Source organism: Streptomyces albus subsp. albus (assembly GCF_000719865.1).
In the GTDB taxonomy this organism is placed as follows: domain Bacteria; phylum Actinomycetota; class Actinomycetes; order Streptomycetales; family Streptomycetaceae; genus Streptomyces; species Streptomyces albus_E.
On sequence record NZ_JOID01000018.1, the window covers coordinates 77,936 to 104,811 of the forward strand.

Here is a 26,876-nt window from a genome sequence, read left to right on the forward strand (position 1 = left end):
CGGACGCCCCACGGGACCGGGACCCGGGCCGTACGCGGCGGCACTCGGGGGCCGCGGATGCCGCCGCCCGGCACGCCGCGGTGCCTCCGCACTCGTCGTCGCCCCCCGGCGGTCCGCGGCGGCCCGTCGAGCCTCCCGAGCCTCCCGCGCCTCCCGCGCCTCCCGAGCCTTCCGCGCCGCCGCCCGTACCGCCCGCGCGGCGTCCGGGGCGCGCCGCCCGCCGGCTCCCCCTGCGCGCCCGGCTGACGCTGCTGACGGCGGCCGCGGTGGCCGTCGCCGTCGCCGCCTCCGCCTTCGCGTGCTGGTTCCTCACCCGGGACCAGCTCCGCTCCCAGCTCGACGCGTCCCTGCGCAACGTCAACGTCCCGCCCACCTACATCGCCCAGACCGTGCGCGACTGCGCATCCACCGACCCCCCGACCAGCGAACAGACGCTCCCCGGCATCGCCTACGGCCAGGTCGTCACGGACGACGGCCGCCGCTGCGTGGGGTTCAACTCCCGCCCCGTGGGCGTCGAGCCCGAGGACGCCGAGGTCGCCGCCGGCACCCGGGACGAGGTCCTGCGGGACGGCGTGACGGAGAGCGGCGAGCCCGTACGGGTGCTGACCAGGCGGCCCGGCCCCGGGGACCGCGTCACCGGCTACGCGGTCACCGTCTCCCGGCCGCTGAGCGAGATCGAGGAGCCGCTGGACACCCTCGCGCTGCTGCTCGCCGCCGTGGCCGGGATCGGCGTCCTCGGCGCGGCCACGGCCGGGCTGTGGATCGCGCGCACCGGCCTCAAGCCGGTGGACCGGCTCACCGGCGCGGTCGAACACGTGGCCAGGACGGAGGACTTGGCGGTCCGCATCCCGGTGGAGGGCGGGGACGAGATCGCCCGGCTGTCGCGCTCCTTCAACGCGATGACCGCGGCCCTCGCCTCCTCCCGCGACCGGCAGCAGCAGCTCATCGCCGACGCCGGACACGAGCTGCGCACCCCGCTGACCTCCCTGCGCACCAATGTCGACCTGCTCGTACGGAGCGAGGAGACCGGCCGTGCCCTCCCCGAGGACGACCGGCGCGCCCTGCTGGCCTCCGTGCGCGCCCAGATGACGGAGCTCGGGGCGCTCATCGGCGATCTCCAGGAGCTGGCCCGGCCGGACGCCGCCGCCGGCAGCGGCCCGCCGGAGGTGGTGGGGCTGCACGAGATCGCCGGACGGGCGGTGGAACGGGCGCGGCTGCGCGGCTCCGGCATCGCGATCGTCACGGACCTGGCGCCCTGGTACGTCCGGGCGGAGCCGGCCGCGCTGGAGCGCGCGGTCGTCAACCTGCTCGACAACGCGGTGAAGTTCAGCCCGCCGGGCGGCGAGGTGGAGGTGGCGCTGACGGACGGCGAGCTGACGGTGCGCGACCACGGCCCGGGCGTGCCGGCCGAGGAACTGCCGTACGTGTTCGAACGGTTCTGGCGCTCGCCCTCGGCGCGCGGGCTGCCCGGTTCGGGACTCGGGCTGTCGATCGTCGACCGGTCCGTCCGGCAGTCCGGCGGCGAGGTGCTGCTGCGGCCGGCGCCGGGCGGCGGCACGGTGGCGGCCGTACGGCTGCCGGGCGCCCCGCACCCACCGCCGGGGACGGCGGCGGACTGACCGGGCTCCGCTCCGGAGCGGCGAGCCGGGTGCCGGAACGCGGAGAGCCGGGCGGGATGGTTCCCGCCCGGCTCCCCGGCTGCGGCTGTGGGTGCGGCTGTGGCTGTCGACGGCGGTGGTGCGGGGCAGCGGCGCCCCCCGCCGCCCAGACCACCGCCCACCACCCGCCGCGCAGGCCACCCGCCGCTCGCGTCGTGCCGTGCACGCGCCGTGTCCCGCGGGTCTCCGGCAGGCCGCGCACCTTGGGCGTGCGCGGCCTGCCGCGTTACCGCCTTACTGCACGACCGTGATCCGGTCCGCCTTCGGCGGCGCGATGGGCGCCTCCGTCGAGGAGTGCGCGCCCAGGTACGCCGTGAAGGCGTCCAGGTCGGAGTTGCCGACGTACTTGTCCGTGGCCTCCTTGAAGACCGCGAAACCGTCGCCGCCTCCGGCCAGGAACTCGTTCATCGCGACCCGGTAGGTGCGCTGCGGGTCGATCGGCTCGCCGTTCAGCCGCACCGAGTCCGCGACGATCCGGTCGGCGCCCGACTTCGTCAGGTCGAGGGTGTAGGTGAGGCCCTCCGAGACCTGGAGGATCTTCGGGGAGGCCTCGTTGGAGCCGCTGACCTGCTGGCGCAGCGCGGTCAGCAGCTGCTCGCCGGTCAGGTTCACCGCCGTGAGCATGTTGGTGAACGGCTGCACCGTGAAGGCCTCGCCGTAGGTCACCACGCCGTCGCCCTCGCTCCCGGAGGCGGCGTACGCCAGGTCGGAGCGGATGCCGCCCGGGTTCATCAGCGCGAGCTCCGCGCCGCCCTTGTCCTCGGGGGCCATGGCCTCCAGCTGGGCGTCCGCGATCAGGTCGCCGAGCGGCAGTTCGGGCGTGCCGGCGCCGCGGCCGGGGATGTCGGCGGCGATGTGGCCGACGGGCCGGTTCGCGACCGGGGCGGCGATCGCGTTCCAGCGCTCGATGAGCGCCGTCATATCGGCCGCCTTGGGCTGGTCGCGCCGGACGACGTGGTTGGCGGAGCTGACGCGGGTGCGCACAATGTCGCGGGTGCGACGGTCGTACGTCAGCGTCGTGTCGGTGTAGAGCTTGCCGAACGAGGAGGCCGAGGTGACCGTGCGCGGCTTGCCGGACGGGTCGGGGATCGTACAGGCGTACGCCTGGTGGGTGTGGCCGGTGACCAGCGCGTCCACCCGCGAGGTGATCTTCCCGGCGATCTCGGCGATCGGCCCGGAGATGCCGTCGCCCGGACCGGGGCTGTCGCAGTCGTAGTTGTACGCCGGGCTCGCCGGGGAACCGCCCTCGTGGATGAGCGCGACGACCGACTTGACGCCCTTGCGCTCCAGGATCCGGGCGTACTTGTTGACGGTCTCGGCCTCGTCGTGGAACTTCAGGCCCTTGACGCCCTCCGCCGACACGATGTCCGGGGTGCCCTCCAGGGTCACGCCGATGAAGCCGATCCGGACGTCCCCGCGCTTCCAGATCGTGTACGGCTTGAGGACCGGCTTGCGGGTCTTCTCGTCCGTCACGTTCGCCGCGAGGTACGGGAAGTCGGCGCCCTCGAACACCTTGCCGTCCTCGAAGCAGCCCTCCTCCGGGTGGCAGCCGCCGTTCTGGAGCCGGGCCAGTTCGGCGCGGCCCTCGTCGAACTCGTGGTTGCCGACGCCGGCGACGTCCAGGCCGACCTTGTTCATCGCCTCGATCGTCGGCTCGTCGTGGAACAGGCCGGAGAGCAGCGGGCTGGCGCCCACCATGTCGCCGGCGGCGGCCGTCACGCTGTAGCGGTTGCCCTTGCGGGCCTCGCGCAGCGAGGTGGCGAGGTACTCGACACCGCCCGCGTCGATCTTCTCCGTCGTGCCGTCCTCGTGAACGTGCGTGACCTGTCCGGAGGAGCCCGTCGGCGGCTGAAGGTTGCCGTGGAAGTCGTTGAACGAGAGCAGCTGGACGTCAACGGTCCTGCCGTGACCGGTCCGGTCGCGGTCGCCGCTGTGGGCGCCGGCCGGCACGGCGGCGGACAGCACCCCGGCCGTGGCGGCCAGGACGGCCGTCCCTGCGGTCAACCGGCGCACACGGCGGCGCCGTTGGGATGAGGCTGGCATGAGTTCCCCTTCACAGGCTTGCAAAGACCGATGCGGTGCGTCGCAGCCTACGGTCAACGCGCGTAGCGTGTCAGGGCCGGTCGGGTAACGAGCGGGTTGCGGACGGGTGCGGCGCGGTGCGGGCCGGTGCCGCGGGCCCGCGGCGGCCCGGTCGGCGGCCCGGCGTGCGGCGGGCGCGTGCGGCTGTCGCGGCGGGCCGGTGCGCCGCGTCGTAGGCTCGGCGCCATGAGCGACGTGATGAACGGTGTGGGCGCGGGCCGCACGATCGACATCCTCGACGAGGTGCCGTCCGGACTGCTCACCGAGGTACGGGAACTGATCGACGGGGCGGCGCTCGAGGACGGCCGCCAGGCGGTGTCCGAACAGGGCCGGCTCAATCTGCGCGGGGGCCGGCGCGAGGGCGTCCGGCACTTCCTGCTCCGCGAGACCGACGGCGGCACGCTCGCGGGCTACGCCCAACTGGACGGCACCGACCCGGTGGAGGCGCCCGCCGCCGAACTGGTGATCCACCCGGGCCACCGGTTGCAGGGCCACGGCCGGGCCCTGGGCCGGGCGCTGCTGACGGCGACCGGGCAGCGGCTGCGCGTCTGGGCGCACGGCGGCCATCCCGCCGCCCGCCATCTCGCGCAGGCCCTGGGCCTGACCCTTTTCCGCGAACTCCGCCAGATGCGGCGCCCGTTGGCCGGCGAGCCGCTCCCCGAGCCGCGGCTGCCGGAGGGCGTGACCGTCCGCACCTTCCGGCCGGGCGAGGACGACGGCGCCTGGCTGGCGGTCAACGCGGCCGCCTTCGCCCACCACCCCGAGCAGGGCTCGCTCACCCAGCGGGACCTCGACGACCGCAAGAGCGAGGACTGGTTCGACCCGGAGGGCTTCTTCCTCGCCGAGCGCGACGGCCGGATCATCGGCTTCCACTGGACGAAGATCCACCGGGAGGAGGAGCTCGGCGAGGTGTACGTCGTCGGCGTCGCGCCCGACGCACAGGGCGGCGGCCTCGGCAAGGCCCTCACCCTGACCGGCCTGCGGTATCTGGCGGCCCGCGGGCTGCCCGCCGTGCTGCTCTACGTCGACGCCGACAACACCGCGGCCGTCGGCGTCTACGAGGGCCTCGGGTTCACCGTCCACGAGACCGACCTGATGTACCGCACGGAGACCTGACCGGCGCGGACGGAGCCCGCGCGCCCGGCCGGCCGGGCCCGGGCCCTTCCGGATCCGCTCCGGTGATCCGTCCGGCCGCGGCCTCCCATCGGCAGGGGGGCCGCGGCCATCTCCGTGAGGGTCCCCGCTTGCCTGTCCGCCATGTGGCCGTTACCGATGATTCAAACTCGCTTGCGAGCATCGCCGAATGCAGCCCGCTGTCCCGACGGCCCCCCACCGGCGGCCTTCCCGCGCCGCCCGACCGCCTTCCGGCGAGCCGGTCCCCACCGCGTCGCGGAACAATGGGGACATGAACGACTCCAGCGCCCAGGAACCGGCCCGGACCGCCCCGGCATCATCCGCCCCGGACGTCACGGACGGACAGCCCGCCGCCGAACCGCGGCCGCGGCCGCAGCCGCGCCCCCAGCCGTCCGTGGGCTCCATCGCCGCGCACCGCCCGACCGCCGTCGTCCCCGCCTCCGCCTCCGACCTCGACCCGGACCTCGACGGCGACCCGGACACCTGGGAGGAGGACGACGAGGCGGCCGCCGAACTCCCGCAGGGCCGCTTCCTGGACCGCGAGCGGAGCTGGCTCGCCTTCAACGAGCGGGTGCTGGAACTCGCCGAGGACCCGGCCACCCCGCTGCTCGAACGGGCGAACTTCCTGGCGATCTTCGCCTCCAACCTGGACGAGTTCTTCATGGTCCGGGTCGCCGGCCTCAAGCGCCGTATCGCCACCGGCGTCGCCACCCGCTCCGCGTCCGGCCTCCAGCCGCGCGAGGTGCTGGACCTCATCTGGACCCGCTCCCGCGAGCTCATGGCCCGGCACGCCGCCTGCTTCCAGCAGGACGTGCTCCCCGCCCTCGCCGACGAGGGCATCCACCTCATCCGCTGGCGCGAGCTGACCGAGGCCGAGCAGGCCCGGCTGCTCACCCTCTTCCGGCAGCGGATCTTCCCGGTGCTGACCCCGCTCGCCGTCGACCCCGCGCACCCCTTCCCGTACATCTCCGGCCTCTCCCTCAACCTGGCCGTCGTCGTGCGCAACCCGGTCAGCGGCCACGAGCACTTCGCGCGGGTCAAGGTGCCGCCGCTGCTCTCCCGCTTCCAGGAGGTCTCGCCGCAGCGGTACGTGCCGCTGGAGGACGTGATCGCGGCCCATCTGGAGGAGCTCTTCCCGGGCATGGAGGTCCTCTCCCACCACATGTTCCGGGTCACGCGCAACGAGGACCTGGAGGTGGAGGAGGACGACGCCGAGAACCTCCTGAAGGCGCTGGAGAAGGAGCTCATGCGGCGCCGCTTCGGCCCGCCGGTGCGGCTGGAGGTCGAGGAGTCGATGGCTCCCGACGTGCTCGACCGGCTGATCCGCGAGCTGAAGATCAGCGAGGCCGAGGTGCACCCGCTGCCCGGCCCGCTGGACCTGACGGGGCTCTTCGGGATAGCCGCCCTGGACAAGCCGGAGCTGAAGTACCCCAAGTTCGTGGCCGGCACCCACCGCGACCTGGCCGAGGTGGAGTCGGCGTCCGCGCCCGACATCTTCGGGGCGCTGCGCGAGCGGGACGTCCTGCTGCACCACCCGTACGACTCCTTCTCCACCTCCGTGCAGGCCTTCCTTGAACAGGCGGCCGAGGACCCGGACGTTCTCGCGATCAAGCAGACGCTCTACCGCACCTCGGGCGACTCGCCGATCGTCAACGCCCTCGCGGACGCCGCCGAGGCCGGCAAGCAGGTGCTCGTCCTCGTCGAGATCAAGGCGCGCTTCGACGAGCAGGCCAACATCAAATGGGCGCGGAAGCTGGAGGAGGCCGGCTGCCACGTCGTCTACGGCCTCGTCGGGCTGAAGACGCACTGCAAGCTCTCCCTGGTGGTCCGCCAGGAGGGCGACGGCCTGCGCCGCTACTCGCACGTCGGCACCGGCAACTACCACCCCAAGACGGCCCGGCTCTACGAGGACCTCGGGCTGCTCACCGCCGACCCGGACGTCGGCGCCGACCTCTCGGACCTCTTCAACCGGCTCTCCGGCTACTCCCGCCGGTCCACCTACCGGCGGCTGCTCGTCGCGCCCACCTCGCTCCGCGACGGCCTCGTGCAGCGCGTCAACCGGGAGATCGCGCACCACCGGGCCGGACGGCCCGCCTGCGTCCGGCTCAAGGTCAACTCGATCGTCGACGAGGTGCTCATCGACTCCCTCTACCGGGCCGCCCGGGCGGGCGTGCCGGTCGACGTCTGGGTGCGCGGCATCTGCGCGGTGCGGCCGGGCGTCGCCGGGCTGTCGGAGAACATCCGGGTGCGCAGCGTCCTCGGCCGCTTCCTCGAACACTCCCGGGTCTTCGTCTTCGGCAACGGGGGCGACCCGGAGGTCTGGATCGGCAGCGCCGACATGATGCACCGCAACCTCGACCGGCGGATCGAGGCCCTGGTGCGGGTGACCGACCCGGGGCACCGCGAGTCGCTCAGCCGGCTGCTGGAGACCGGCGTGTCCGACGACACCGCCTCCTGGCACCTCGGCCCGGACGGCAACTGGACCCGGCACGCGGTGGACTCGGAGGGACAGCCGCTGCGGAACGTACAGGAGATGCTCATCGACGCCCGGAGGCGCCGGCGTGGCCCAGCGACATGACCCCACGGGTGGCACCACCCGCGCCCACGGCCCGTCCGGGCCCCCCTCCGCGGCCGGGTTCCCCGCGCCGGGAGGGCCGGCCGTGATCACGGCCGGCAGCGGCCTCACCGGCGGCGGGCCCACCGGCCGGGCACTCACCGGGCAGGGGCTCACCGACCGCACGGCCGGCGAGGTGCTGGCGGCCCATCTGCACGCCCAGGCGGCGGATTTCCTGCGCAGCCTGCGGCTGCACCGAGAGAGCGGCTCCGACGCGGAGGACGCCGTCGAGGCGCTGCTCCTGATGCGTCGCTCGGCACGGCGCATCGGGGGCGCGCTGCACACCTACCGCGCCCTCACCGACACCGAGTGGGCCGACCCGCTGGCCGCGGAACTGACCTGGCTGTCGACGACGCTGGCCCGCGAACACGGCTACGCCGAGCGGCTGGAACGGCTGCGCGGCGCCCTGCACCGGTTGTCCGGCGGCGCGGGGGACGACGAGGGCGGGTCGGCCCCGGCCGGGGCCGGACGGGCCGCGGGGACGGACGTGGACGCCGTGACGGGGGCGGGCCCGGAGGGCAGGGAAGCGCGCGGGACCGGCCGAGGCTCCGTCGCGGCGTACGGGAACGACGCGGAAGCGGGGGGCGCCTACAGCGCGGGGGCCGACGGGTCCGGTGCCGGTACGGCCGGCGGGGACGACGCGGCCGTGCCCCTCGTCGGACCACAGCGCGGAAGCGGAAGAAGCGGCAACGGAAACGGCAGCGGTGCGTCGTCCGGCCCCTCCGCGCGCTCCACGCTCACCATGGGCGCCGCCCGCGCCGGGGCACTGCTGGAACGGCAGTTGACGCTGGCCCGGACCCGCGCGCACTCCGCCGCGCTCCAGGCCCTCGGCTCCTCGCGCTTCCACGCGGTCGCCGACGCCATAGCGCTGCTGGCCTCGGAGGTGCCGCTCGCCCCGGGCACCGCCGGGCGGCCGGCCCACGAGGTGCTGCCGTCCCTGGCCGAGGAGGCGTACCGGCGGCTCGGCGAGGCCGTCGACGCGCTGCCGCTGAGCCGCGCGTCCCACCCGTACAACGCGGAGGCGCTCACCCACGCGCTGGCTGCGACCGGCTCGGCCGACGCACCGCCCGCCGCCGAACGGCAGGACGCCCGGTGGCACCGGGTACGGCTGCTGGTGCGGCTCTGCCGGTACGCGCAGGAGGTCCTCGACCGGGCAGGGGCGTACGAGGTGCCGCCGCACCCCGGCGCGCACCCCGTGGCGTCGGCCCTGCTGAGCGCGGAGCAGGCGCTGGAGCAGCACCGCGACGCCGCCGAGGCCGCGGCCGCCGCGGCCGCCGCGGCCCGCACCCCGCGCATCGCCCCGGCCACCGCCTACGCGCTGGGGGTCCTCCACGCGGACCAGCGGCACGAAGTGGAAGCGGCTCGTCTAGTCTTCGGCCGTATCTGGCAGCGACTGGCGACGGACGCGTTATGAGCGGCAACGAGAACCACGACGGCACGCGCCGCCGACGGGCACGCGGGCACGCGGACGAACACCCGCGCGAGCCGGAGCCGGGCCGACCCGTCGAGCGAGCACTCGAACCCGGACACGAGCCCGAGGCGGGGCACAAACGGCCCGGTGGCACCATCCGTGCCGCCGGCTGCGTGCTGTGGCGGCGCGCACCGGAGGGCGGCATCGAGCTCGCCCTGGTCCACCGCCCCAAGTACGACGACTGGTCGCACGCCAAGGGCAAACTCGATCCGGGCGAATCGGCCCTGACCGCCGCGCTGCGCGAGGTCGCCGAGGAGACGGGTATGCGCTGCGAGCCCGGCCCCGCGCTGCCCACCGTGCGCTACACGGTCAAGGGCCGCCCCAAGGAGGTCCGCTACTGGGCGGCGGAGGTGGGACCGGGCGAACGCTTCGTCCCGAACCCGGAAGTTGACCGCCTCCTCTGGCTCAGGCCCGACGCCGCCCGCCCCCGCCTCACCCACGAACACGACCGCGCCCTGGTCGACGCCCTGCTCAAGACGCTCGACCCGGTCTGACGGAGACTCCCGGACGCCCCGGCCCCGTCCTGCCGACGGCCGGATGCGTAACCACCGCCGTGCCCATGCGACGACCCGCACGGCACGAGCCGCGCCGGTGCGCACGACGGCCGTACGCGGAAGCCGGCGTGCGGTGCCCCGGCCCCGGAGCGGCCGAGGACAGCGACTCACACGGTCTTGAGATGTCGGTACAGCCGCTGCAGCGCCTCGCCACCGACCGCCGGATCATCGCCGTCACCGAGGACGTAGTGCAGCGCCGGACGGACCGAGGGCCCGAGCCGGACGGGCGGCGCGGGGGCGGGTGCGTGGAGGGCGCGGTCGAGCCCCAGTTCGTGAACGGCGTCCGCGCCGAGCGTGAACGACACCGGCACCGGCGCCGGCTCGAAGTGCGCCGGGGTGGCCAGATCGGCGCGAGCCGCACGGAGCTGCACGAGCATCGTGGCGAGGTGGTGCCGGGTGGCGAGGGCCTTCGCCAGCTCGCCGAGGGCGTCCACGGGCGCTACCTCCCCGGCGGCATATCCCAGGGCGAGCGTGATGTGCTCCTCGACGCCGAGGGGGGAGTGGCTGACGCGCACGGTCGCCAGGGCGGGGCGGTCGGGATGACCGACGGCGGTGATCCAGCTGGGCAGTCCTTCCCTGGCCCGCCCGCGCGCCAGTTCCGTCAACTGCCTCCGCGACCACGGCAGATTGACCGGCTCGGCGGTGGACCACCCGGCGGGCGGCGCCCCGGTGAGCACCTGCCAAGCCGTTTCCAGGGCGCCGCCGAGGAGGAGTTCCCCGGTGGCGGGGTGGACGGTCCGCAGGGACAGCAGCAACTGCCGCTCACCGTCCCCGGCTTGCGCCGTGCCGCCGCCGGGGCCGTCACAGGGAACGCTCGCGGAGACCGAACCGGCCCGGGCCGGGGCCGCGAAGGCGCGGGCGATACGGGGCCGGTCGTCCGGACCGGACGTCACCGGGGCGAAGCGGCCGTCCCCGCCGCCCGGGCCCTCCCCGCCGTCCCGCCAGCTCAGCACGGTCCCGGAGAGCCCGTCGTAGTAGCCGCAGTCCTCGTCCCGTACGACCCAGCGCGCGGGCATCCGGGCCAGCAGGGTGCGGGCGGCCAGGGTGAGCCGGCTGCCGGGCGGGGTGAGGATCTGCACCTCGCGCTCGGCCCGGGCGGCCGTGCCCAGCACATCGGTGAGCCAGGTGGTCGCGGCCACGACGGGCCGGTCCTGGATCACGACGGCGGCCCGCGCGGTGAGCACGTCGACCCCGGCGGCGCCGCCGGAGCCGTCCACCGTCACCTCGTCCGCCGAACCCTCGCCGGCGGACGGGGCGGAAGGCTGCGCGGGCACGGCCACGACTCCGGTGTGCGCGGCCTCCCGCGGCCAGGTCGTACCACCGAGCACGGCGGTCAGCCGCCCGGCCACGGACCCGGCCAGTCGCCCGGCCTCCCCGGACGTGCTGACCGCCCGCACCTCCGTCCACCACACGGGACCGTCGGCGGACGCCTCCACGCCGAGCAACCTCCCGGCCTCACCCGGCACCTGCACATAGCGAGGCGCCTCCAACGACACCAGCACCCGACCGTCGTCCGAGCACAACTGCACGACGGACCCACCCGCCGCCCGGTTCACGCGCAGATCGGGCCCACCGGCGTACAGCCCGGCCAGCAGCGTCTTGACGTCCGGCATCCGGGGGGTGAGGGCAATGACGTCCTGAGTCATCGGGTGCTTTCCGTGAGAAGGGAACAGGAGGGCGGACCGGCCGGAAGCCCGTCTGACCAGGCTCTCCTTGCTGCCCGGAGCGATCCGCTGAAGCCGTCCTCGATGGACTCAGCAGCGATCACAGACTGTCCATGACGTCGGGTCCGGAACCGTCGTCGTAAGGATCCGGCGTATCGATGCCGAGCTCCGTGGCGACGCCGAAGATGGTCGGTTCACCCGTTTCGGGGTACACGCCGAGGACGGAGTTGAGCTCACGCAACGCTTCTGCGAGCCGAGGGGCGTTTCGGCTGTACACCTCGGGGTGTGGACGTCCGGAGAAGTCGTACCACTTCCAGATGTCGTGGTGCACGGCAAGCGTGGCTGACAGTCCAATGGGCTGCGAACAGACTGAGAGTTCGACTAGTCGCGGTTCCCTGCGAGGGTTTCCCGTTGCGTCGATCCAGGTTCCCGAACCCACGACATACACGTCGTCGACCTGTGCGTCGGGAAACGCGATGGGCCGACTGCCTCGCAGCCTCGCGAGAATATCCGGGGCGTCCAGTGGAGCCGAAACGGAAAGTGTGCTTCTCATGCCGGTGTAACCCGAGTTGAGAACGTACCAGCCGTATTCGAGTTTATAGGGAAATAGTAGTCCTTGCTTTTTCAGCACTCCCGCCATCTTATCTGCGGTCTCCATGGCGGATTCCAGACCCGGCGGGGCGGTCTCTTCGAGGTCCCAGAACCAGGAACCGCATTCTTTCGGCGCGCGCATCAGGGTGGACATAACTGCCTTGGTCGGTCTCTGCGTCGATCTGCGGGCGGATCGGCATGTTCGGTGTTCCGGTGTGCTCAGTAGCGGCCGGACAGTTCCTCCAAGGCGTCGAGTGAAGGTGCTTCCGCGGGCTCCGTCTCCGCGATGGAGCCCCACTCCGGGAGCGGCGGATGTTCGGCGACCCAGTCCAGCGCGTTGAGCGCCGTGAGACCCTCACCGTGTGCCTCTCGCAGCCGCAGCAGCCACTGGCCCCCGGCCTCGAAGGCGGCGTCTCCGGCGGGTGTCCGGGGCGTGTAGCCGGCGGCGTTGTCGCCGAAGGACGCCCAGACGTAGCCGAGTACTTGACCGCTGCCCCGCACTGCGAAGTAGCGCACCGGGTGATCCGTGATGTCCTCGTACTCGTCCTCGCTGGGCGCGATCATGGAGCGGAGCCGCCGGGATCGCGCGGCGCCCTCGAATGTGCCCCATGGGTCGTCGAACGCCGGCCCGTCGGTCCTCGGGTCCTCGAAGCCCGTCTCGGTAGGGGTCGTGTAGCGATTCGGATCTCCTGGGACCGGAACGGTGCCCAGCAGAGTTGAGATCTCCTTCAATGCCGCGGCCAGTCTCGGGGCATTGTCCGCGTGCACGGCGGCCTGCTCGCGGCCACGAGTGTCCTGCGTGAGCCAGGCATCCGAGTACGTCTCCAGTGTCACGTCGATGAGATCAGCGCCCCACATCTGGACCTGGATGGCAAACAACTGTTCGGCGCGGTGTCTCACACCGGCCTCCCACCAGAATCCCGGGCATCGCGCCCGAAGACTGACCAGGAACTCTCCGTCGAGCGACTCCGCTTGTGCGACAGCCGCCGAGAGAGCCGTTCCCGGCTTCAGCGGGTCGGCCTCCAGTACCACGTTCCTGCCGTCGACCCGAACATCCCGCATTTCGCTGAGAGGGCGCACGGTGAAATCAGCCCTCTCCGGTGAGGATGAGAGATCGTGGTCGGCCAGAACATCGCGGATCGCTCCTGCGATCTCTACGGTTGGGCGGGGCCGGGCTGCACCGGAGACCGGGGTGATGTCCCAGCTCCAGTCGCCCGTGGGATCGGTGGTGATCACATCAGGTCCGTGACATCCAGCCCCATGCCGTTCTCGTCCGGATCGGGGGTGACGATGCCCGATTCCATCGGGGTGCCGTAGTAGGTCGGTTCCCCGGGTTCCAGTTCCACGCCGAGTACCGAATTGAGTTCTCGCAGCGCCTCGGCGAGCCGGGGGGCGTTGCGGTTGTAGACCTCCGGATGCGGCCGTCCGGTGAAGTCGAACCATTTCCAGATGTCGTGGTGTACGGAGAGAGTCGCTGACATTCCGAGATCGTCCGGGCTCACAGAGATTTCGACCAGCTGATCCTTTCGCGATTTCCCCGCAGCGTCGAACCACTTGCCGGATCCGATGACGTCGAAATGGTTCACCTGCGCCTCCGGGAACGCTGAGGGTCGACTCCCGAGCACTCTGCCGGGAATGCTCGGGTCGTCAATCGGTGCGTTGAGAATCAGTCTGCTGATCACTCCGACGGTTCCCAAACCATGCATATACCACCCGTATTCGAGCATCACCGGGGTCAGAAGATCGAATCTTCTCAACACTTCGGTCATCTTTCCGGTGACAATAAGGGCGGATTCGAGACCTGGAGACGTTACATTTTCGAGATCCCAGTACCAGGAGCCGCATGCTCTTGGTGCTCGCATCAGGGTCGACATGGAGCTCCTCATGGAAAGACTGATCCATTGGGCGGGACAGTTATGGACCCGTCCTCGAAACGGAGAAGAAATGTTGCTCTGGATTTCTCGGCCCATCTTTCGACTTTGGCGAAAGTTCGCGCATCCATTCTCGACATGTGTTGGTGGATGTCCAGGATGGCCACGCGCGGGCCCATTGGTTCGTATTCGAGTTGCTTCGCGGCTCCGTTAGCGATTTTGGCGATATTCTTGGAGTTCTGAACATCTTTGAGTTGGTATCCGTAGTCAATTGAACCGTCCTCATTGCGTATGTACACGTTGAGGTCCCACGGTGTGTTCCCATCGCCAAGTTCGAAGCCCAGGCGGGCGATCCCTCGGTTCTGAAGTTCGGTGGCGTGAGTGAGGGCCATGTAGGCGGCCGGGACCATGCTGCTCGGGTCGCTTCTGCTGGGCCCGTTCTTGCACATGTTCAGGATGCCGTCGTAGTTCTCGACGTCACGCAGATGCCCGCGGTTGATGAGTTCGGCGACGCCCGCTCCGTAGGGGTCCTTGCGCAGGGATTGGATCACCTTCTGCTGATCGGCGGCCGGCATCCTCGCGCGAGTGAGCTCGGCGAGAAGACCGGCCTCCTGCTCCGGCTTCAACGGCCCGGTCTTCGCCTGGGCGATGTCGCCATCCGTCCTGGTGTACCGGTCCGGTTCGATGCCGGGCAGGACATCGGAGGGAGGTGTCTCACCGGACGGGGTGCCCCCGTCCGGAATGCCGTCGCCCGGAACGTCGTTCCCGGGGGTTCCGTCGCCTGGTGTTGTGCCCCTGCCTGGACCGCTGCCGTCGCCCGGGGTGTCCCCGTGCGGGGCCTCCGGTGAGCCGCCTCCGGACGGTGACCTGCCGTAGCCCGGGTCGCCGCTTCCGGGCCCAGGGCTACCCGTGCCGCTTTCCGGACCGTTGCCGTAGCCGCCCGGGTCTGTGCGACCGGCACCGCCTCCGCCCGCGTCCGGGGCGTTGCCCGGGCCGCCACCCGGACCGCCCCGGTCGCCGCCCACCGGCCTGGGCGATTCGTGGCTCGCCCTCGGCGGTGGTACGCCCTCGCCCGCGCGGGCCGTGCCCTCGCCGGGGCGGGCGCCCGCGCCGACCAGTTCCCGCTCGCCCGGCCGGCCGGGCCCGTCGTCCGGACCGTCCGGCGCGTCCGGCCCGTCCGGCCCGTCTGTTCCGGCCGACCGGTCCAGCCGGTCCGGCCGGTTGACGGACAGGTCCGGGACGCGGTCAGCCGCGGCCAGCTCCCGCGGAGCCGGACGGGTGTCCGGCCTGCCCTGCTGGTCGAGGGGGATGAGGTTGCCGTCCTTGTCGACCCGGTAGCGGTTGTCGAGATCGTCCAGGGCACCGTCCGGGAAGTTCGACTTCGGGAGGTTCAGGTTGTCGCTGACGTTGGCCACGACCTGCGACATCCTCGGCAGGTCCGAGAGCGCCCGGGCCGCCCGGAGCCCGCCCGACAGCGGGTCCAGCGCGTCGCCGATCTTCGCCACCGTGCCGGCCGCCTTCGCGAACGTGCCTCCCTTGCCGAGCTTCGCCGCCGCGCCGAGCGGCCCGGCGCCCAGCGTGATGATGTTGAAGAAGACCGTGGCGTGCGCCCGGGCCGGGTCCTCCTCCCACATGTCGTACGCGATGAACGCCTTCCCGAATTCCTTGGTGTAAGCCCTGCTCTCCTTCTGCCAGTCGGAGAGGTGCTCCTCCTGCCCCGCCCAGTCCATGCCGTACGCGTACGCGCCGACGAAGGTGCGCCGCAGGCCGTCCCACGCCTGTCCCGCGGCCTCCGCGCCGTCGTAGCCGAGCAGGGTGCCGATGCTCTGGACGCCGCCCCAGATGCTGTCGACGACGATGCCGTCCCACACCCAGCTCTTGGCGCCGTGACCCCACCACTCCAGGCTCCAGCGCTCGTAGGTGCGCCCCTCCGGGCTGCCCCAGGGGAGGTCCTCCATGCCTGCGAGCATCTCGGCACTCTGGCCGTACATGCCGGGCTTGTGGCTGCCGTCGTCCTCGACCCACTTCGGGCGGCACATCGCCGGGCTGATCGCGTTGATGGTGTTGGCCGCCTTGCGCTCGGCCTCCTGGAAGCCCTCACGGGCCGCCGCCACGCCGTCCATCAGCGCCTGGTGCGCGTCGACCTTGTCCTGGTCGTCGGTCCAGTCGTCGTCGCCCGCGACGCTGTCGACGAAGGCGAACGCCTTCTGCTTGAACTGCTTGAGGCGGTCGGCGTGCGGCTTGGCCTCGGAGGCGAACGTCTCCAGGGCCTTGGCGAGCGCCTCGATGTCGTCGGCGAACTCGTCGGCGGTGGTCTTGACCGGCAGCGTGGAGGAGAGCAACTGCCCCGCCTCGGGCGCCTGGTAGTGGGCGGACACGCCCTGGAAACGGGAGTGCACGTCGCCGCCCGCGCCCCGGATACCGCCGGCCTGTCTGCGCAGCGCGGCGATGTCCTTCTCCAACTGCCCCCAGTCGCCGGTGTACTGTGGGATCATCCCCGGTTCGATCACGGCGGCTACTCCTTGCCGTTCTTCGCCGTGACGGCGCGGAGCTCGGCCGGGGTGGGCGCCTTGGCCGCCTCGCGCTGGGCGCGGGCCGCCATCTCCAGGTCGCCCTCCAAGTATTCGGTGACGGCCTTGACGGTGCCGTCCATCGTCTTCTTGGTCCGCGCGGCCATGAAGACGATCTGCGACTGGGTGTCGCCGACGAAGTTCACCACCGCGGCACCCACCGGTCCGGCGGGCGCCTCACCGCAGTACGGTCCGCTGATCGTGCCCGCCGACGTCGCCGCGCTCCGCACGCTCTCGCCGTAGCCCGCGATGTCCTCGCTCAGATCGCCGGCCGCCGTGCGCACCTGCGACAGCACCGACTCCACCCCGCTGGGCGTGATGTCCCAGCCCGTCATGTCAACCAACCCCCGTCAGTCGTCCCTGTTTCCGGCCGCTGCCGGACCGGCCGTCGCTCCGGCCGCCGCCTCCGTCGACCGACGCCGCCTCTGGTCGCGGTCAACAACGTTGGCTGCGCGGCCAGTTCAGGTCCGCCCTCCTCGGCGCAAGCGGCGCCACCGGCGATCACCGGCGGCCATCGGCGTCGCTCGCACGGCCTCATCGGCCCGTACCGGATCTCCGCTGTGGCCCGTGGGTCATTCGTCCCCCTTCGGCTTGATGCGCTCCACCCCGTAACCGGTCCATGACCGGCATTCCGCATCCTCCCCCGCGCCACTGACATTCCGCGGCCCCGGCAGCCGTCCGCCCGAGGCCGTCCGCCCCGTGACCTCGCCGCCGGGCTCAACATCCGTACCAACCCGACTCCCCGGCCGCAACGGAGATCCGGCCGGACCGAATGGATCGAGCCGCGAGCCGAAGACCCGGAGACCACCCGGGGGAGCGGTGGCGCTGCGTGCTCGACGGATCACCGCCCCGGGAGTAGCACGCGCCCCGCGCGGCCCGCGGTTCCCGGCGTCCTGGTTCCCTCAGCCGCCGTCCCTCAGCGCGGGGCCAGCGCCTCCCAGCGCACCGTGACCTCGCCCTGCCGCCAGCGCCGCGGCCCGTCCGTGACCGGCCAGCCGCCGGCCAGCGAGCGCACGGCGTGCATCCAGCGCTGCCGGGCGCCCAGCGAGGCGTACGGGGCGGCGGCGGCCCACGCGCGGTCGAAGTCGCGGAGGAAGGCGTGCACGGGCTCGCCGGGCACATTGCGGTGGATCAGGGCCTTCGGCAGCCGTTCCGCCAGGTCGGACGGGGCGGAGAGCGAGCCGAGCCGGGTGGCGAACGTCACCGTGCGCGGACCCTCCGGGCCGAGCGCGACCCAGACGTGGCGCCGGCCGATCTCGTCGCACGTGCCTTCGACCAGCAGCCCGTCCGGCGCGGCGAGCCGCCCGCACAGCCGTTCCCAGACGGCCCGCACCTCGTCCTCCTCGTACTGGCGCAGGACGTTCGCCGCCCGGATCAGCAGCGGGCGTGCCCCGCCGGGCAGCGGCACCTCGAAGCCGCCGTGCCGGAAGCTCAGCCCCTCCCGCTCGTACGGGCGTGCGGCCTCGACCCGGGCCGGGTCGATCTCGACGCCGACCACCCGGCTGTCGGGGCGGACCCGGCGCAGCCGGGCCAGCAGTTCGACGGCGGTCCAGGGCGCGGCCCCGTAGCCGAGGTCCACGGCGACGGGCGGTCCGGCGGCCCGCAGCAGCGCGGGGGCGTGGACGGCGATGATCCAGCGGTCCATGCGCCGCAGCCGGTTGGGGTTGGTGGTCCCGCGGGTCGCCGTCCCGACGGGCCGGGAGCTCGGGGGGACGCGGCCTGCCATGCCCCGAGCCTATGCGGCCCGGGGCGGCCCCGACCGGCCCCGGTCACCCCCCGGAGCGCCTCCGCCGCCCTCGACCGGTCCCGGTCACCCCCGCCGCCCCCGGCCGCCGCCGGTGCGCGGCGGCCCGCCCGCAGGAGCACGCCATCGCCGCACCCGCTCCCCGCCCGCAAGGGAACCACTGCCCGAAGCGAACCCCTGCTCGGCGGCAACCCCCGCCCGCGCGGAATGAAGTGTTTCCCCCACCGGTTGCACCACGGAGGAGGGGCGGCCCGTGCCCCGACTTAGGAGGTCTCGCGCGGTGAGCCATCACGTGCCCTGGCTGGGATCGGCCCTGCCCAAGCAGCGGGGCGCCCAGCAGCCGAGGAACGACCGGCGCGGCCGTCCCCCCATGCGCTTCGGCGGCCTCGGCGGCACCCGGCGGCCGCGCCGGGTCGCCATGCTCAGCGTGCACACCTCACCGCTCCACCAGCCCGGCACGGGCGACGCGGGCGGCATGAACGTCTACATCGTCGAGCTGGCCAAGCAGCTGGCCGCCATCGACATCGAGGTGGAGATCTTCACCCGGGCCACCGCCGCCTCCCTCCCGCCCGCCGTCGAACTGGCGCCCGGCGTGCTCGTACGGCATGTGGACGCCGGCCCGTACGAGGGCCTGGCGAAGGAGGAGCTCCCCGCACAGCTGTGCGCCTTCACGCACGGCGTGATGCAGGCGTGGGCCGAGCAGCGCCACGGCCACTACGACCTCGTGCACTCGCACTACTGGCTCTCCGGCCACGTCGGCTGGCTGGCCGCCGAGCGCTGGGGCGTACCGCTCGTGCACGCCATGCACACCATGGCGAAGGTCAAGAACGCCTCCCTGGCGGCCGGTGACAACCCCGAGCCCGCTGCCCGTGTCATCGGCGAGACGCAGATCGTGCACGCTGCCGACCGCCTCGTCGCCAACACCGCGGGCGAGGCCGACGAGCTCGTCGAGCACTACGACGCCGACCCCGCCGAGGTGGAGATCGTCCACCCGGGCGTCGATCTGGGGCGCTTCCGTCCCGCCGACGGACGCGCCGCCGCCCGCGCCCGCCTCGGCCTCCCGCAGGACGCGCTGATACCCCTCTTCGCCGGCCGCATACAGCCGCTGAAGGCCCCCGACATCCTGCTGCGCGCCGTGGCCGTGCTGCTGGACGAGCGGCCGGAGCTGCGCGAGCGGATCGTGGTGCCGGTGGTCGGCGGGCCCAGCGGCAGCGGTCTCGCCAAGCCGGAGGGTCTGCAGAAGCTGGCGGCGAAGCTGGGCATCTGCGACGTCGTGCGGTTCCATCCGCCGGTGGACCAGGACCGGCTGGCCGACTGGTACCGGGCGGCCTCCGTGCTCGTCATGCCCTCGTACAGCGAGTCGTTCGGGCTGGTGGCGGTGGAGGCGCAGGCGTGCGGCACGCCGGTCGTCGCCGCCGCGGTCGGCGGCCTGCCGGTGGCCGTGCGCGACGGGGAGAGCGGCTTCCTCGTCGAGGGACACGACCCGGCCGACTACGCCCGGGTGCTCGGCCGCTTCCTGGACGGGCCGGAGCTCACCGGCCGGATGGGCGCCGCGGCGGCCCGCCACGCACAGTCGTTCGGCTGGGACACCACCGCCTCGGCAACGGCCGACGTCTACGCGGCGGCCATGCACCAGATGCACCAGCGGCGTCGCCTACGATCACTGCATGGCCGACCTTGACCCGCATGTGATCGAGACAGTCGAACGAACGCTGGACGAGGCGGACCTCGAATGGGACTGCCCGTCCGACGGCCACTACGTCGTCAAGCTCCCCGGTGTCCGGAAGCTCTCCACGACCTGCTCGCTGGTCGTCGGCAGGCACTCCCTGTCCGTCAACGCCTTCGTCGTCCGGCACCCGGACGAGAACGAGGCGGCCGTCCACCGCTGGCTGCTGGAGCGCAACACCAAGCTTTACGGCATGAGTTATGCCATCGACCGGCACGGCGACATCTACCTCGCCGGCAAGCTGCCGCTGGCCGCCGTCACCTCGGAGGAGCTGGACCGGCTGCTCGGCACCGTGCTGGAGAACGCGGACGGCAGCTTCAACACCCTGCTGGAGATGGGCTTCTCCACCGCGATCCGCAAGGAGTACGAGTGGCGCGTCGCCCGCGGCGAGTCCACCCGCAACCTCGAGGCCTTCGCCCACCTGACGGCGCCGACCGGGGGCGGTTCGGGCAGCGGGACCGGCGGCGCGGCCGCGGATACGTCCGGCGGTGCGTCCGGAGACGCCGCGGGCTGAGGCGGCCGGGCGACACGGCCGGCCCTCGCCGCCGTAAGCCGTAAGCCGTAAGCCGCCCGAGCGTCACCGGGGCTCACCGATCCGGACCTCCGGCCCGGACTCCGTCCCCCGGCCGTCCGGGGTCCGAGACGGCCGGGGAACGGGGTTCGTGGCAGCACAGGGGTCGATTAGGCTCGGGGCCATGGCCACCGCACCGTACAAGCTGATCCTGCTCCGCCACGGCGAGAGTGAGTGGAACGCGAAGAACCTCTTCACCGGCTGGGTTGACGTCAACCTCACCGAGAAGGGCGAGAAGGAGGCGCAGCGCGGCGGCGAGCTGATGACTGCCGCCGGCCTGCTCCCCGACATCGTGCACACCTCCGTGCAGAAGCGCGCCATCCGCACCGCGCAGATCTCCCTGGAGGCCGCCGACCGCCTCTGGATCCCGGTCAAGCGCTCCTGGCGGCTCAACGAGCGCCACTACGGCGCCCTGCAGGGCAAGGACAAGGCCCAGGTCCGCGCGGAGTTCGGCGAGGAGCAGTTCATGCTCTGGCGCCGCTCCTACGACACCCCGCCGCCCGTCCTGGAGGACGGCTCCGAGTGGTCGCAGAGCGACGACCCGCGCTACGCGATGATCCCGAGCGAGATCCGCCCGCGCACCGAGTGCCTCAAGGACGTCGTCCTCCGCATGCTGCCGTACTGGTACGACGGCATCGTCCCGGACCTGCTGACCGGCCGCACCGTCCTTGTCGCCGCGCACGGCAACAGCCTGCGGGCCCTGGTCAAGCACCTCGACGGCATCTCGGACGCCGACATCGCCGGCCTCAACATCCCGACGGGCATCCCGCTCTCCTACGAGCTGGACGCCGACTTCCGCCCCCTCAACCCGGGCGGCACCTACCTCGACCCGGACGCCGCGAAGGCGGCCATCGAGGCGGTCAAGAACCAGGGCAAGAAGTAGTCCCAGGACGCGATCAAGCCCCCTGCCTGCGGTTTCTCCGTGAGCAGGGGGCTTGCGGGCCAACCTGCCGCCCACTGCGCTTGGCTTTTCGGACCCACGGCCGACGACTGAGTTGCAGCCTTCTCCACGGGTTTCAAGCCCGGCTGCGCTCCGCTCCGCCGACGCGCGCCCACGAGGAGATGGGGCCGGGACTGTGAGGCGAGTACCGCACGACCCGGGCCGCGGTGAAGGACATGCCTCCGGTGGGGGCGGGCTCCGAGATGGCGGGGGCGCCGCGGGCGAGTGCCGGCCGAAGGTGACGAGCGCGGGGGGCTTCTATCCCGCCTGCCGACGACTCAGGCAGAGCCGAGCAGACACGGCACCGGGCGTCCAGGTCGTTCGTATAGTGGCGCGCTACACCCGGACGCCCGGCACCGTACCTGTTCCACGATGTGTGGGTCGACGGCAGACGAGACGGGAGATGGGGTGAGTGGTGGCCTGGCAAGTCCTGGAAGGTCCGCCGTCCCGGGTCCTGTCCGGGCGGACCGTGGTGAGATGGTGCCGTGAGCCGCGCTGCAGAAGAGACCAACCGCCGTATGCTTCGAGCGCGTGACGTGATGGACCGCGACTACGCGCAGCTGCTGGACGTCCCCGCCCTGGCCCGCGTCGCACACGTGTCGCAGGCCCACTTCACGCGTACCTTCCGGGCCACGTTCGGTGAGACACCGCACCGCTACCTGCAGCGTCGCCGCGTGGAACGGGCGATGTTCCTGCTACGGGAGACCGACCGCAGCGTGACGGACATCAGTTATGAGGTCGGCTTCACCAGCCCGGGCACCTTCAGCCGAACGTTCCGCGACATCGTCGGCCGGTCGCCCCGGGCGTACCGCAAAGAAGCGGTTGCTGTGGGCGTGCCGACGTGCTTCACGATGGCGTGGACTCGACCGCATGCCTGACCGGCCGACAGAACGTCTTGTCCGCTGAGCAGTTTTGGATAAGTTTTCGTCCTGGCTGATAGCTAGTGTCAGTGTCATGTTCAACGCCATCACGCAGTCACAGATATACGTCCTCGACCAGAACGAGGCCATCGACTTCTACGTCGGCAAGCTGGGCCTGGAGATCACCGCAGACGTCGACCTGGGTTTCATGCGCTGGCTGACCGTCGGTGTACCGGGTCACCCCGAGCGACAGATTCTTCTGGAGAAGCCGGGTGCGCCGGCGATGTCGGAGGAGACGGCGGAACAGGTGCGCGAGCTGGTGACCAAGGGGGCCATGGGCGGCTGGCTCGTCCTCACCACGGATGACTGCCGCAAGACCTACGAGACGCTGCTCGAGAAGGGGGTGGAGTTCACCGAGGAGCCCACCGAGCGTCCGTACGGGATCGACTGCGGTCTGCGTGACCCCTTCGGCAACCGCATCCGCTTCACCCAGCCGAAGGCCTGAAGCACTCCGGCACTTCGCATCCACGAACGGTCGCACCTCCCGCTCCGGCCCGGCCGCCGGCCCGCGCGCGGACGCGGGCCGGAAGAGAGGAAGGCGCCGGCGAGGGCCGGCCGGCTCCACGACTTCAAGCAGCCACCATGAGACGAGCCTCGAAGATCGGGGGACCACCTTGGGCCACTGCGGGCAGGCTGGGAACTGCCCGAGTCACGGGAAGCTTACGGGTCCCCGATCTCTCACCCCATGCCGGCTCCAGCCCGAAGTCGCTACACCAACCTGGTCGGACAACCCTCCGTATGCCGCCTCCTCCTGCCTGAACGAGAGCGAAACCACGGCGAATCGAGGCGAACAGCGGGCGCGGAGCGAACCACGGCTCAGGTAGCAGGCACGCAAGCCACGCCAACGACGCCCTACATCACTCCCAAAGCGGGTGCCGCAGGTTTGAATCCTGCCGGGGCCCAAGGGAAACGCCTATTCAGAGGGTGTTTCGTGATGGCCCGTCTGGGACTGCCCAGGCGGGCCGTACACATTGGGTACTCCCTCCAGAAGATCGCCGGCGCGGGCCACCACTTCGAGCGCGCACTGATCGAACAGCCCGCGCAGCAGTCCGGCGAGCTCCACGTTCCTCCGTCGCGCGAGCATGAAGTGACGTGTCACGTCGCAAGGGTCGGCCACCGCGTTGAGACAGTCCGGCCACGGGTGCCCGTACAGCGGCGAGCTGTCGGTCGGCGCGCGCGCTGTCTGCTCGTCGATTCGCAAGCCGCCCCGCTCCAGCTCGCGTGAGCAGCCCTCACGGCAAGTCCCCGCCTGCGCTGCCGCAGACCGGGACTCCGCTCTGTGGGTTAGTTCCTCCGGCGACGCCCCTGCGCATAAGGGCCGTGGCGATCATGTTCCCGCCATTCCTCGTCGTGGGGGTGGCGGTCTTCGCCGCCCGCGTTGTCTCCAGGAGTCGGAATGTGTCCCCGTTGTTGACCTTGGCCAGCAGCGAGGCGAGGGGATCTGGGGGATCGTCGCTGAAGCGATCTCCTTGGACACACCCCCAGACCAATGTCCGCTCGTAAGCTGTGCGTTCGTTTCGCTGCGGGGACGGGAATGTGCGCCGTCGACCCCGGTAGACCTCGTGGCTCCGGTTGATCGCGCAGACGCAGCATGAACGACAGCACGGGCTCGTTGTCGATCACCTGCTGCGTGCGCCGTTCGCCTTCCTCGATCAACCCGTACTACCTGGACGACGCGGGCGGCGGGTACAGCAACGCCGGTTCTACGCCGGGCGGGAGGACCGGGGGCCCGTACACCCGGCCCGTGCGGGTCGGAGCGCGGCGTATGCGCGCGGGGGCCGGTTGCCGCCGCACCGGGCCGTTTCACCGCATGCGCGCCTCGCTATACCGTCGGGCCCATGCCGGAGACACGCCTGACGTCCACCTCGTACCTCGTCCTCGGAATCATCGGGCAGTTGGGCGAGGCCAGTCCCTACGACGTGAAGGTGGAGGCGTCCCGGACGGTGGCGCCGTTCTGGCAGGTGCCGCACGCGCAGGTGTACGCGCAGTGCGACCGGCTGCTCGCGGCCGGCCTGCTCTCCCAGACCCGGCAGGACGGAGGGCGCAACCGCCGGGTTATGCGGCTGACCGAGACCGGCCGGGAAGCCCTCGGCCGGTGGCTGGCCGACGACGCCTTCGTGCCCGTCGAGGCCCGTGAACGCAACATTCTGAAACTGTGGTTCGGCGCCCGGCACGACCTCGTCGCCCCGACCCAGGTTCGGGAACACCGCCGCACCCTGGAGGAGTACCTGACGCTCGCCGCCGACGTGGGGGCGCTGCTGACGCTGGGCCAGCGTCAGGCGCTCGAGTACGGCATTCGCTACGAGCGGATGATGACCGAGTTCTGGGAGTGGGTGGAGAGCGGCGCCCGCCCGGCCGACGGCGGAAATGACGACGGAGGCGGCCCCCACCCCGGCTCCGGCCCCGGCCCCGACCCCGGCCCCAGCTCCGATCCCGGCCTCGGCTCCGACCCCGGCATCCGGAAGGAATAGCCCCCAAATCCTATCTGCGCGCCGCCCGTTGACGCGGCGTGGGGTCGCCACTACCTTCCCCATAGTCCAAAGTGGACTATGGGAGACGATCCCGCTGGAGGCCCCATGCCCCGTGACCGAGTACGTCCCTGGCGGCGCGCCGCCCTGATCACGGTGATCACGGCCTCCGTGGCCTACGCACCCCTCGCGATGACCGAGCTCTGGCCCTACGCGGACCCCGACGCCCCGGCGATTGGCAAGCGGCTGCTGGCCGCGACGGTCTCTCCGTCGTACGTGGCCGACGCCTTCGCCACCCGGCTCGGCCCCTACGGCCGCAGCCTCGTCGCGATGATCGTGCACTCCGTGCTCGGCGGACTGCTGATGCTGCTCGGCCCCGCGCAGCTGCTCACCGCGGTGCGCCGGCGGACCGGGCTGCACCGGGGGCTCGGCGTCCTCTACGTCCTCACCGTCTACGGGTCCATGGCGGGCGCCGGGGTCTATCTGGCCCGGACCGCTCCCGCCGACGCGTTCAGCGGGCCGGCGTTCTGGCTCGTGCTCGCCACCATCCTGGTCGGCACGGTGCTGAGCGTGACGTTCGGCGTGATGGCCGTGCTCGGCGGCTTTCCCGACCTCCACCAGCGGTGGCTGCTGCTCGGCTACGGCTTCCTGATGACCGCGCCGCTGCTGCGTCTGGAGTGGAGCGTCCTGCCCGCGCTGATGCCCGGGGCGTCGCTGGCCGAGGTCAACCGGGTCGCCATCATGCACCTGGGCATGGTCGTCGCGTTCGGGGCACTGCTGGCCTCCCGCGCCATGGACCGGCGGAGCCGGATCGGCGGGCTGCGGGGCAGCTGGGCGCCCTGGCCGGTGCTCGCGGCGGCCCACCTGGCGGGTGCGGCCGCGCTCACGTGGATCGTCTCGCACTCCTCCGCGTGGGGCGACACCCGGACACGTCTCCTGCTCGGCCTCCTTCTCCCGTTCGCCCTCGTGTACGCGGTGCTGCTGCACAGGGCGACCGCCACGCGGGGCTGGCCGCGGGAGGAGTGGCGCATCCATCTGGTCGCCCTGTGCGCGGCTCCGGTGCTGGCGGTGGGGCTCACGCCGCTGTTCTCCACCGCGCTGGGGCTGGACCGGTCCGTCGCGCTGACCGCCGGGATCGCGGTGAGCTGCGGCATGACCGCGTTCGCCGGTGTGCTGACGGTCACCGTGCGGGTGATGCTCGCCCGCGAGACGACCCGAAGGACAGCGGCCGGCAGCCCTGCCGCCGCACCCACCACACGGGAGAGGCAACCCGCATGAGCACCGTTCGAGGCGCGGGCGGCACACGCGAACTGAGTCCCGGCACCGCACTGCTGGGCACTGTGGTGGGGGTGGTGAGCCTGCTGAACGGGCTGCTGCTGGCCGCCGTCAACGCGACCGGCAACCTGCTGGGCCCCTGGGTGTCCCCCGAACCGCTCGGCCAGGGCATGGTGGGGGCGGTGATGCTCGGCACCGCGCCCGGGCTGTTCGCCCTGGCCCGGTGCCACACCTGGGAGGAGGCGCGCACCATGGTGTGGCCGGCCGTCGTGGCCCTGGCCGGCCTCAGCGCGGTGACGTTCCTCAACTGGGATTCCCTGGTGATGAACCGGGGCGGGAACATCGTCAGCTTCCTGTACTCCCCCGGCTGGCTCCTGGTGACCACCGCGCTGGCACTGTGGGCCGTCGCCTGCGCCGTACGGCAGCCGCGGCAGCCGCGGCAGCTCCCGGACGGGGAACGGGTGCCGGTGCCGGGCTGGTCCAAGCCGCTGCTGGCGGTGCTCGGCTTCTCCTGGTCCGGCGTCGGCGCGGGGCTGCTCTTCCTGCCCGGCTACTGCGGCGGCTTCGTGCCCTGGGAGGTGAACCGGGCGGACGCACAGGCGCTCGGGGTGTGGGCGCTCACCCTCGGAGTGGGCGTCCTGGGCACGCTGGCCGAGAACGACCTGCGGCGCAGCCGCGCCGCCGTGCTGTCGGTGCCCGGGGTGGCACTGGCCGCCGGTCTCGTGCTCGCGATCCGGCCGGGCCCGGTGGACTGGGCCTCCGGGCCCGCCCTGTCACTGCTGGCGATGCTGCTCGGGCTGCTGGTCGCCGGAACGTCGGGGCTGATACTGGGCCGCGCCGGCCGGACCACGGGAACGGAGGCGGTGCGGACCGGCTGAGGGGGCTCCCGTCCAGGCGCGGGCCCCGGCCGGTTCCTCCTCCGGCCGGGACCCGCGCCGTGTGCTCGCGCACCCGTGCCTGCCCGGTGTTCGCCGGGGGTCCGCGCGTCACGGACTCAAGGAGGCGTGTCCGCGCGTCGCGGTC

22 protein-coding genes are annotated in these 26,876 nt (G+C 72.2%); 13 read left to right on the forward strand and 9 right to left on the reverse strand.

The genetic code is table 11. The features are described from left to right. Window positions 1–266 precede the first annotated feature (266 nt). Window positions 267–1,619: a HAMP domain-containing sensor histidine kinase gene (locus IF83_RS0119965; protein WP_394297350.1), complete on the forward strand. Its 1,353-nt coding sequence runs from the start codon at window positions 267–269 to the stop codon at window positions 1,617–1,619. A 273-nt stretch (window positions 1,620–1,892) separates the two neighbouring features. Here the strand turns inward: IF83_RS0119965 and IF83_RS0119970 are convergent, their stop codons facing one another. Further along, entirely contained in the window at window positions 1,893–3,701 is a 1,809-nt protein-coding gene (locus IF83_RS0119970) for a bifunctional metallophosphatase/5'-nucleotidase (protein WP_030546034.1), read from the reverse strand. A gap of 225 nt (window positions 3,702–3,926) precedes the next feature. Here IF83_RS0119970 and mshD point away from each other — a divergent pair, with 225 nt between their 5' ends. From mshD to IF83_RS0119990, 4 genes are all read left to right on the forward strand, one after another. Continuing rightward, complete coding sequence (gene mshD / locus IF83_RS0119975) at window positions 3,927–4,856, forward strand: mycothiol synthase (protein ID WP_030546036.1); 930 nt, start codon at window positions 3,927–3,929, stop codon at window positions 4,854–4,856. A 187-nt stretch (window positions 4,857–5,043) separates the two neighbouring features. Then, window positions 5,044–7,452 carry an RNA degradosome polyphosphate kinase gene (locus tag IF83_RS0119980; protein ID WP_394297351.1) on the forward strand — a complete coding sequence of 803 codons (2,409 nt, stop codon included), beginning with the start codon at window positions 5,044–5,046 and terminating at the stop codon, window positions 7,450–7,452. Between the two features lie 82 nt (window positions 7,453–7,534). Continuing rightward, a complete protein-coding gene (locus tag IF83_RS0119985; protein ID WP_244177135.1) occupies window positions 7,535–8,902 on the forward strand; it encodes a CHAD domain-containing protein in 1,368 nt (455 codons plus the stop codon). 152 nt (window positions 8,903–9,054) lie between these two features. Then, the gene (locus IF83_RS0119990; protein WP_030546042.1) at window positions 9,055–9,453 is read left to right on the forward strand and encodes an NUDIX hydrolase; all 399 of its coding nucleotides are present in this window, start codon (window positions 9,055–9,057) and stop codon (window positions 9,451–9,453) included. A 167-nt stretch (window positions 9,454–9,620) separates the two neighbouring features. Here the strand turns inward: IF83_RS0119990 and IF83_RS0119995 are convergent, their stop codons facing one another. The 7 genes from IF83_RS0119995 to IF83_RS0120025 all read right to left on the reverse strand — a co-directional run bounded on the left by IF83_RS0119995 (window position 9,621) and on the right by IF83_RS0120025 (window position 17,935). Then, on the reverse strand, window positions 9,621–11,159 hold the full coding sequence (locus IF83_RS0119995) for a DUF6177 family protein (protein WP_030546044.1): 1,539 nt from the start codon (window positions 11,157–11,159) through the stop codon (window positions 9,621–9,623). Window positions 11,160–11,277: 118 nt separating this feature from the next. Next, window positions 11,278–11,922, reverse strand: a complete 645-nt coding sequence (locus IF83_RS0120000) for a hypothetical protein (RefSeq protein ID WP_030546046.1) — start codon at window positions 11,920–11,922, stop codon at window positions 11,278–11,280. A 65-nt stretch (window positions 11,923–11,987) separates the two neighbouring features. After that, window positions 11,988–13,004, reverse strand: a complete 1,017-nt coding sequence (locus tag IF83_RS0120005; RefSeq protein ID WP_030546048.1) for a hypothetical protein — start codon at window positions 13,002–13,004, stop codon at window positions 11,988–11,990. Further along, window positions 13,001–13,642 (reverse strand): hypothetical protein, encoded by a 642-nt coding sequence (locus tag IF83_RS0120010; RefSeq protein WP_051723019.1) that lies wholly within the window; start codon window positions 13,640–13,642, stop codon window positions 13,001–13,003. Before IF83_RS0120010 ends, IF83_RS0120005 begins: the two co-directional genes overlap by 4 nt. An 8-nt stretch (window positions 13,643–13,650) precedes the next feature. Next, a complete protein-coding gene (locus IF83_RS0120015) occupies window positions 13,651–16,149 on the reverse strand; it encodes a hypothetical protein (protein ID WP_030546052.1) in 2,499 nt (832 codons plus the stop codon). Window positions 16,150–16,154: 5 nt separating this feature from the next. Next, window positions 16,155–16,544, reverse strand: a complete 390-nt coding sequence (locus IF83_RS0120020; protein ID WP_030546054.1) for a DUF6507 family protein — start codon at window positions 16,542–16,544, stop codon at window positions 16,155–16,157. Between the two features lie 581 nt (window positions 16,545–17,125). Continuing rightward, the gene (locus tag IF83_RS0120025; protein ID WP_030546056.1) at window positions 17,126–17,935 is read right to left on the reverse strand and encodes a class I SAM-dependent methyltransferase; all 810 of its coding nucleotides are present in this window, start codon (window positions 17,933–17,935) and stop codon (window positions 17,126–17,128) included. Between the two features lie 388 nt (window positions 17,936–18,323). On the opposite strand from IF83_RS0120025, the gene mshA reads away from it, so the two are divergent. From mshA to IF83_RS0120055, 5 genes are all read left to right on the forward strand, one after another. Then, entirely contained in the window at window positions 18,324–19,634 is a 1,311-nt protein-coding gene (gene mshA / locus IF83_RS0120030) for a D-inositol-3-phosphate glycosyltransferase (RefSeq protein WP_037680580.1), read from the forward strand. Beyond that, the gene (locus IF83_RS0120035) at window positions 19,621–20,193 is read left to right on the forward strand and encodes a type III secretion system chaperone family protein (RefSeq protein ID WP_078843643.1); all 573 of its coding nucleotides are present in this window, start codon (window positions 19,621–19,623) and stop codon (window positions 20,191–20,193) included. Before mshA ends, IF83_RS0120035 begins: the two co-directional genes overlap by 14 nt. A gap of 181 nt (window positions 20,194–20,374) precedes the next feature. Then, window positions 20,375–21,133 (forward strand): phosphoglyceromutase, encoded by a 759-nt coding sequence (locus IF83_RS0120040; RefSeq protein WP_030546062.1) that lies wholly within the window; start codon window positions 20,375–20,377, stop codon window positions 21,131–21,133. A 575-nt stretch (window positions 21,134–21,708) separates the two neighbouring features. After that, window positions 21,709–22,068: a helix-turn-helix domain-containing protein gene (locus IF83_RS0120050; RefSeq protein WP_030546064.1), complete on the forward strand. Its 360-nt coding sequence runs from the start codon at window positions 21,709–21,711 to the stop codon at window positions 22,066–22,068. 76 nt (window positions 22,069–22,144) lie between these two features. Continuing rightward, window positions 22,145–22,555: a VOC family protein gene (locus IF83_RS0120055; protein WP_030546066.1), complete on the forward strand. Its 411-nt coding sequence runs from the start codon at window positions 22,145–22,147 to the stop codon at window positions 22,553–22,555. 468 nt (window positions 22,556–23,023) lie between these two features. Here the strand turns inward: IF83_RS0120055 and IF83_RS33800 are convergent, their stop codons facing one another. Continuing rightward, a complete protein-coding gene (locus IF83_RS33800) occupies window positions 23,024–23,311 on the reverse strand; it encodes a hypothetical protein (protein WP_158711070.1) in 288 nt (95 codons plus the stop codon). Window positions 23,312–23,948: 637 nt separating this feature from the next. Here IF83_RS33800 and IF83_RS0120060 point away from each other — a divergent pair. The 3 genes from IF83_RS0120060 (at window position 23,949) to IF83_RS0120070 (ending at window position 26,731) form a co-directional block, all read left to right on the forward strand. Further along, on the forward strand, window positions 23,949–24,581 hold the full coding sequence (locus tag IF83_RS0120060) for a PadR family transcriptional regulator (RefSeq protein ID WP_078843644.1): 633 nt from the start codon (window positions 23,949–23,951) through the stop codon (window positions 24,579–24,581). 105 nt (window positions 24,582–24,686) lie between these two features. Next, on the forward strand, window positions 24,687–25,856 hold the full coding sequence (locus IF83_RS0120065; protein ID WP_030546070.1) for a DUF2306 domain-containing protein: 1,170 nt from the start codon (window positions 24,687–24,689) through the stop codon (window positions 25,854–25,856). Further along, a complete protein-coding gene (locus IF83_RS0120070; RefSeq protein WP_030546072.1) occupies window positions 25,853–26,731 on the forward strand; it encodes a hypothetical protein in 879 nt (292 codons plus the stop codon). The genes IF83_RS0120065 and IF83_RS0120070 overlap by 4 nt, the downstream gene beginning before the upstream one ends. The last annotated feature ends 145 nt before the right edge of the window (window positions 26,732–26,876 follow it).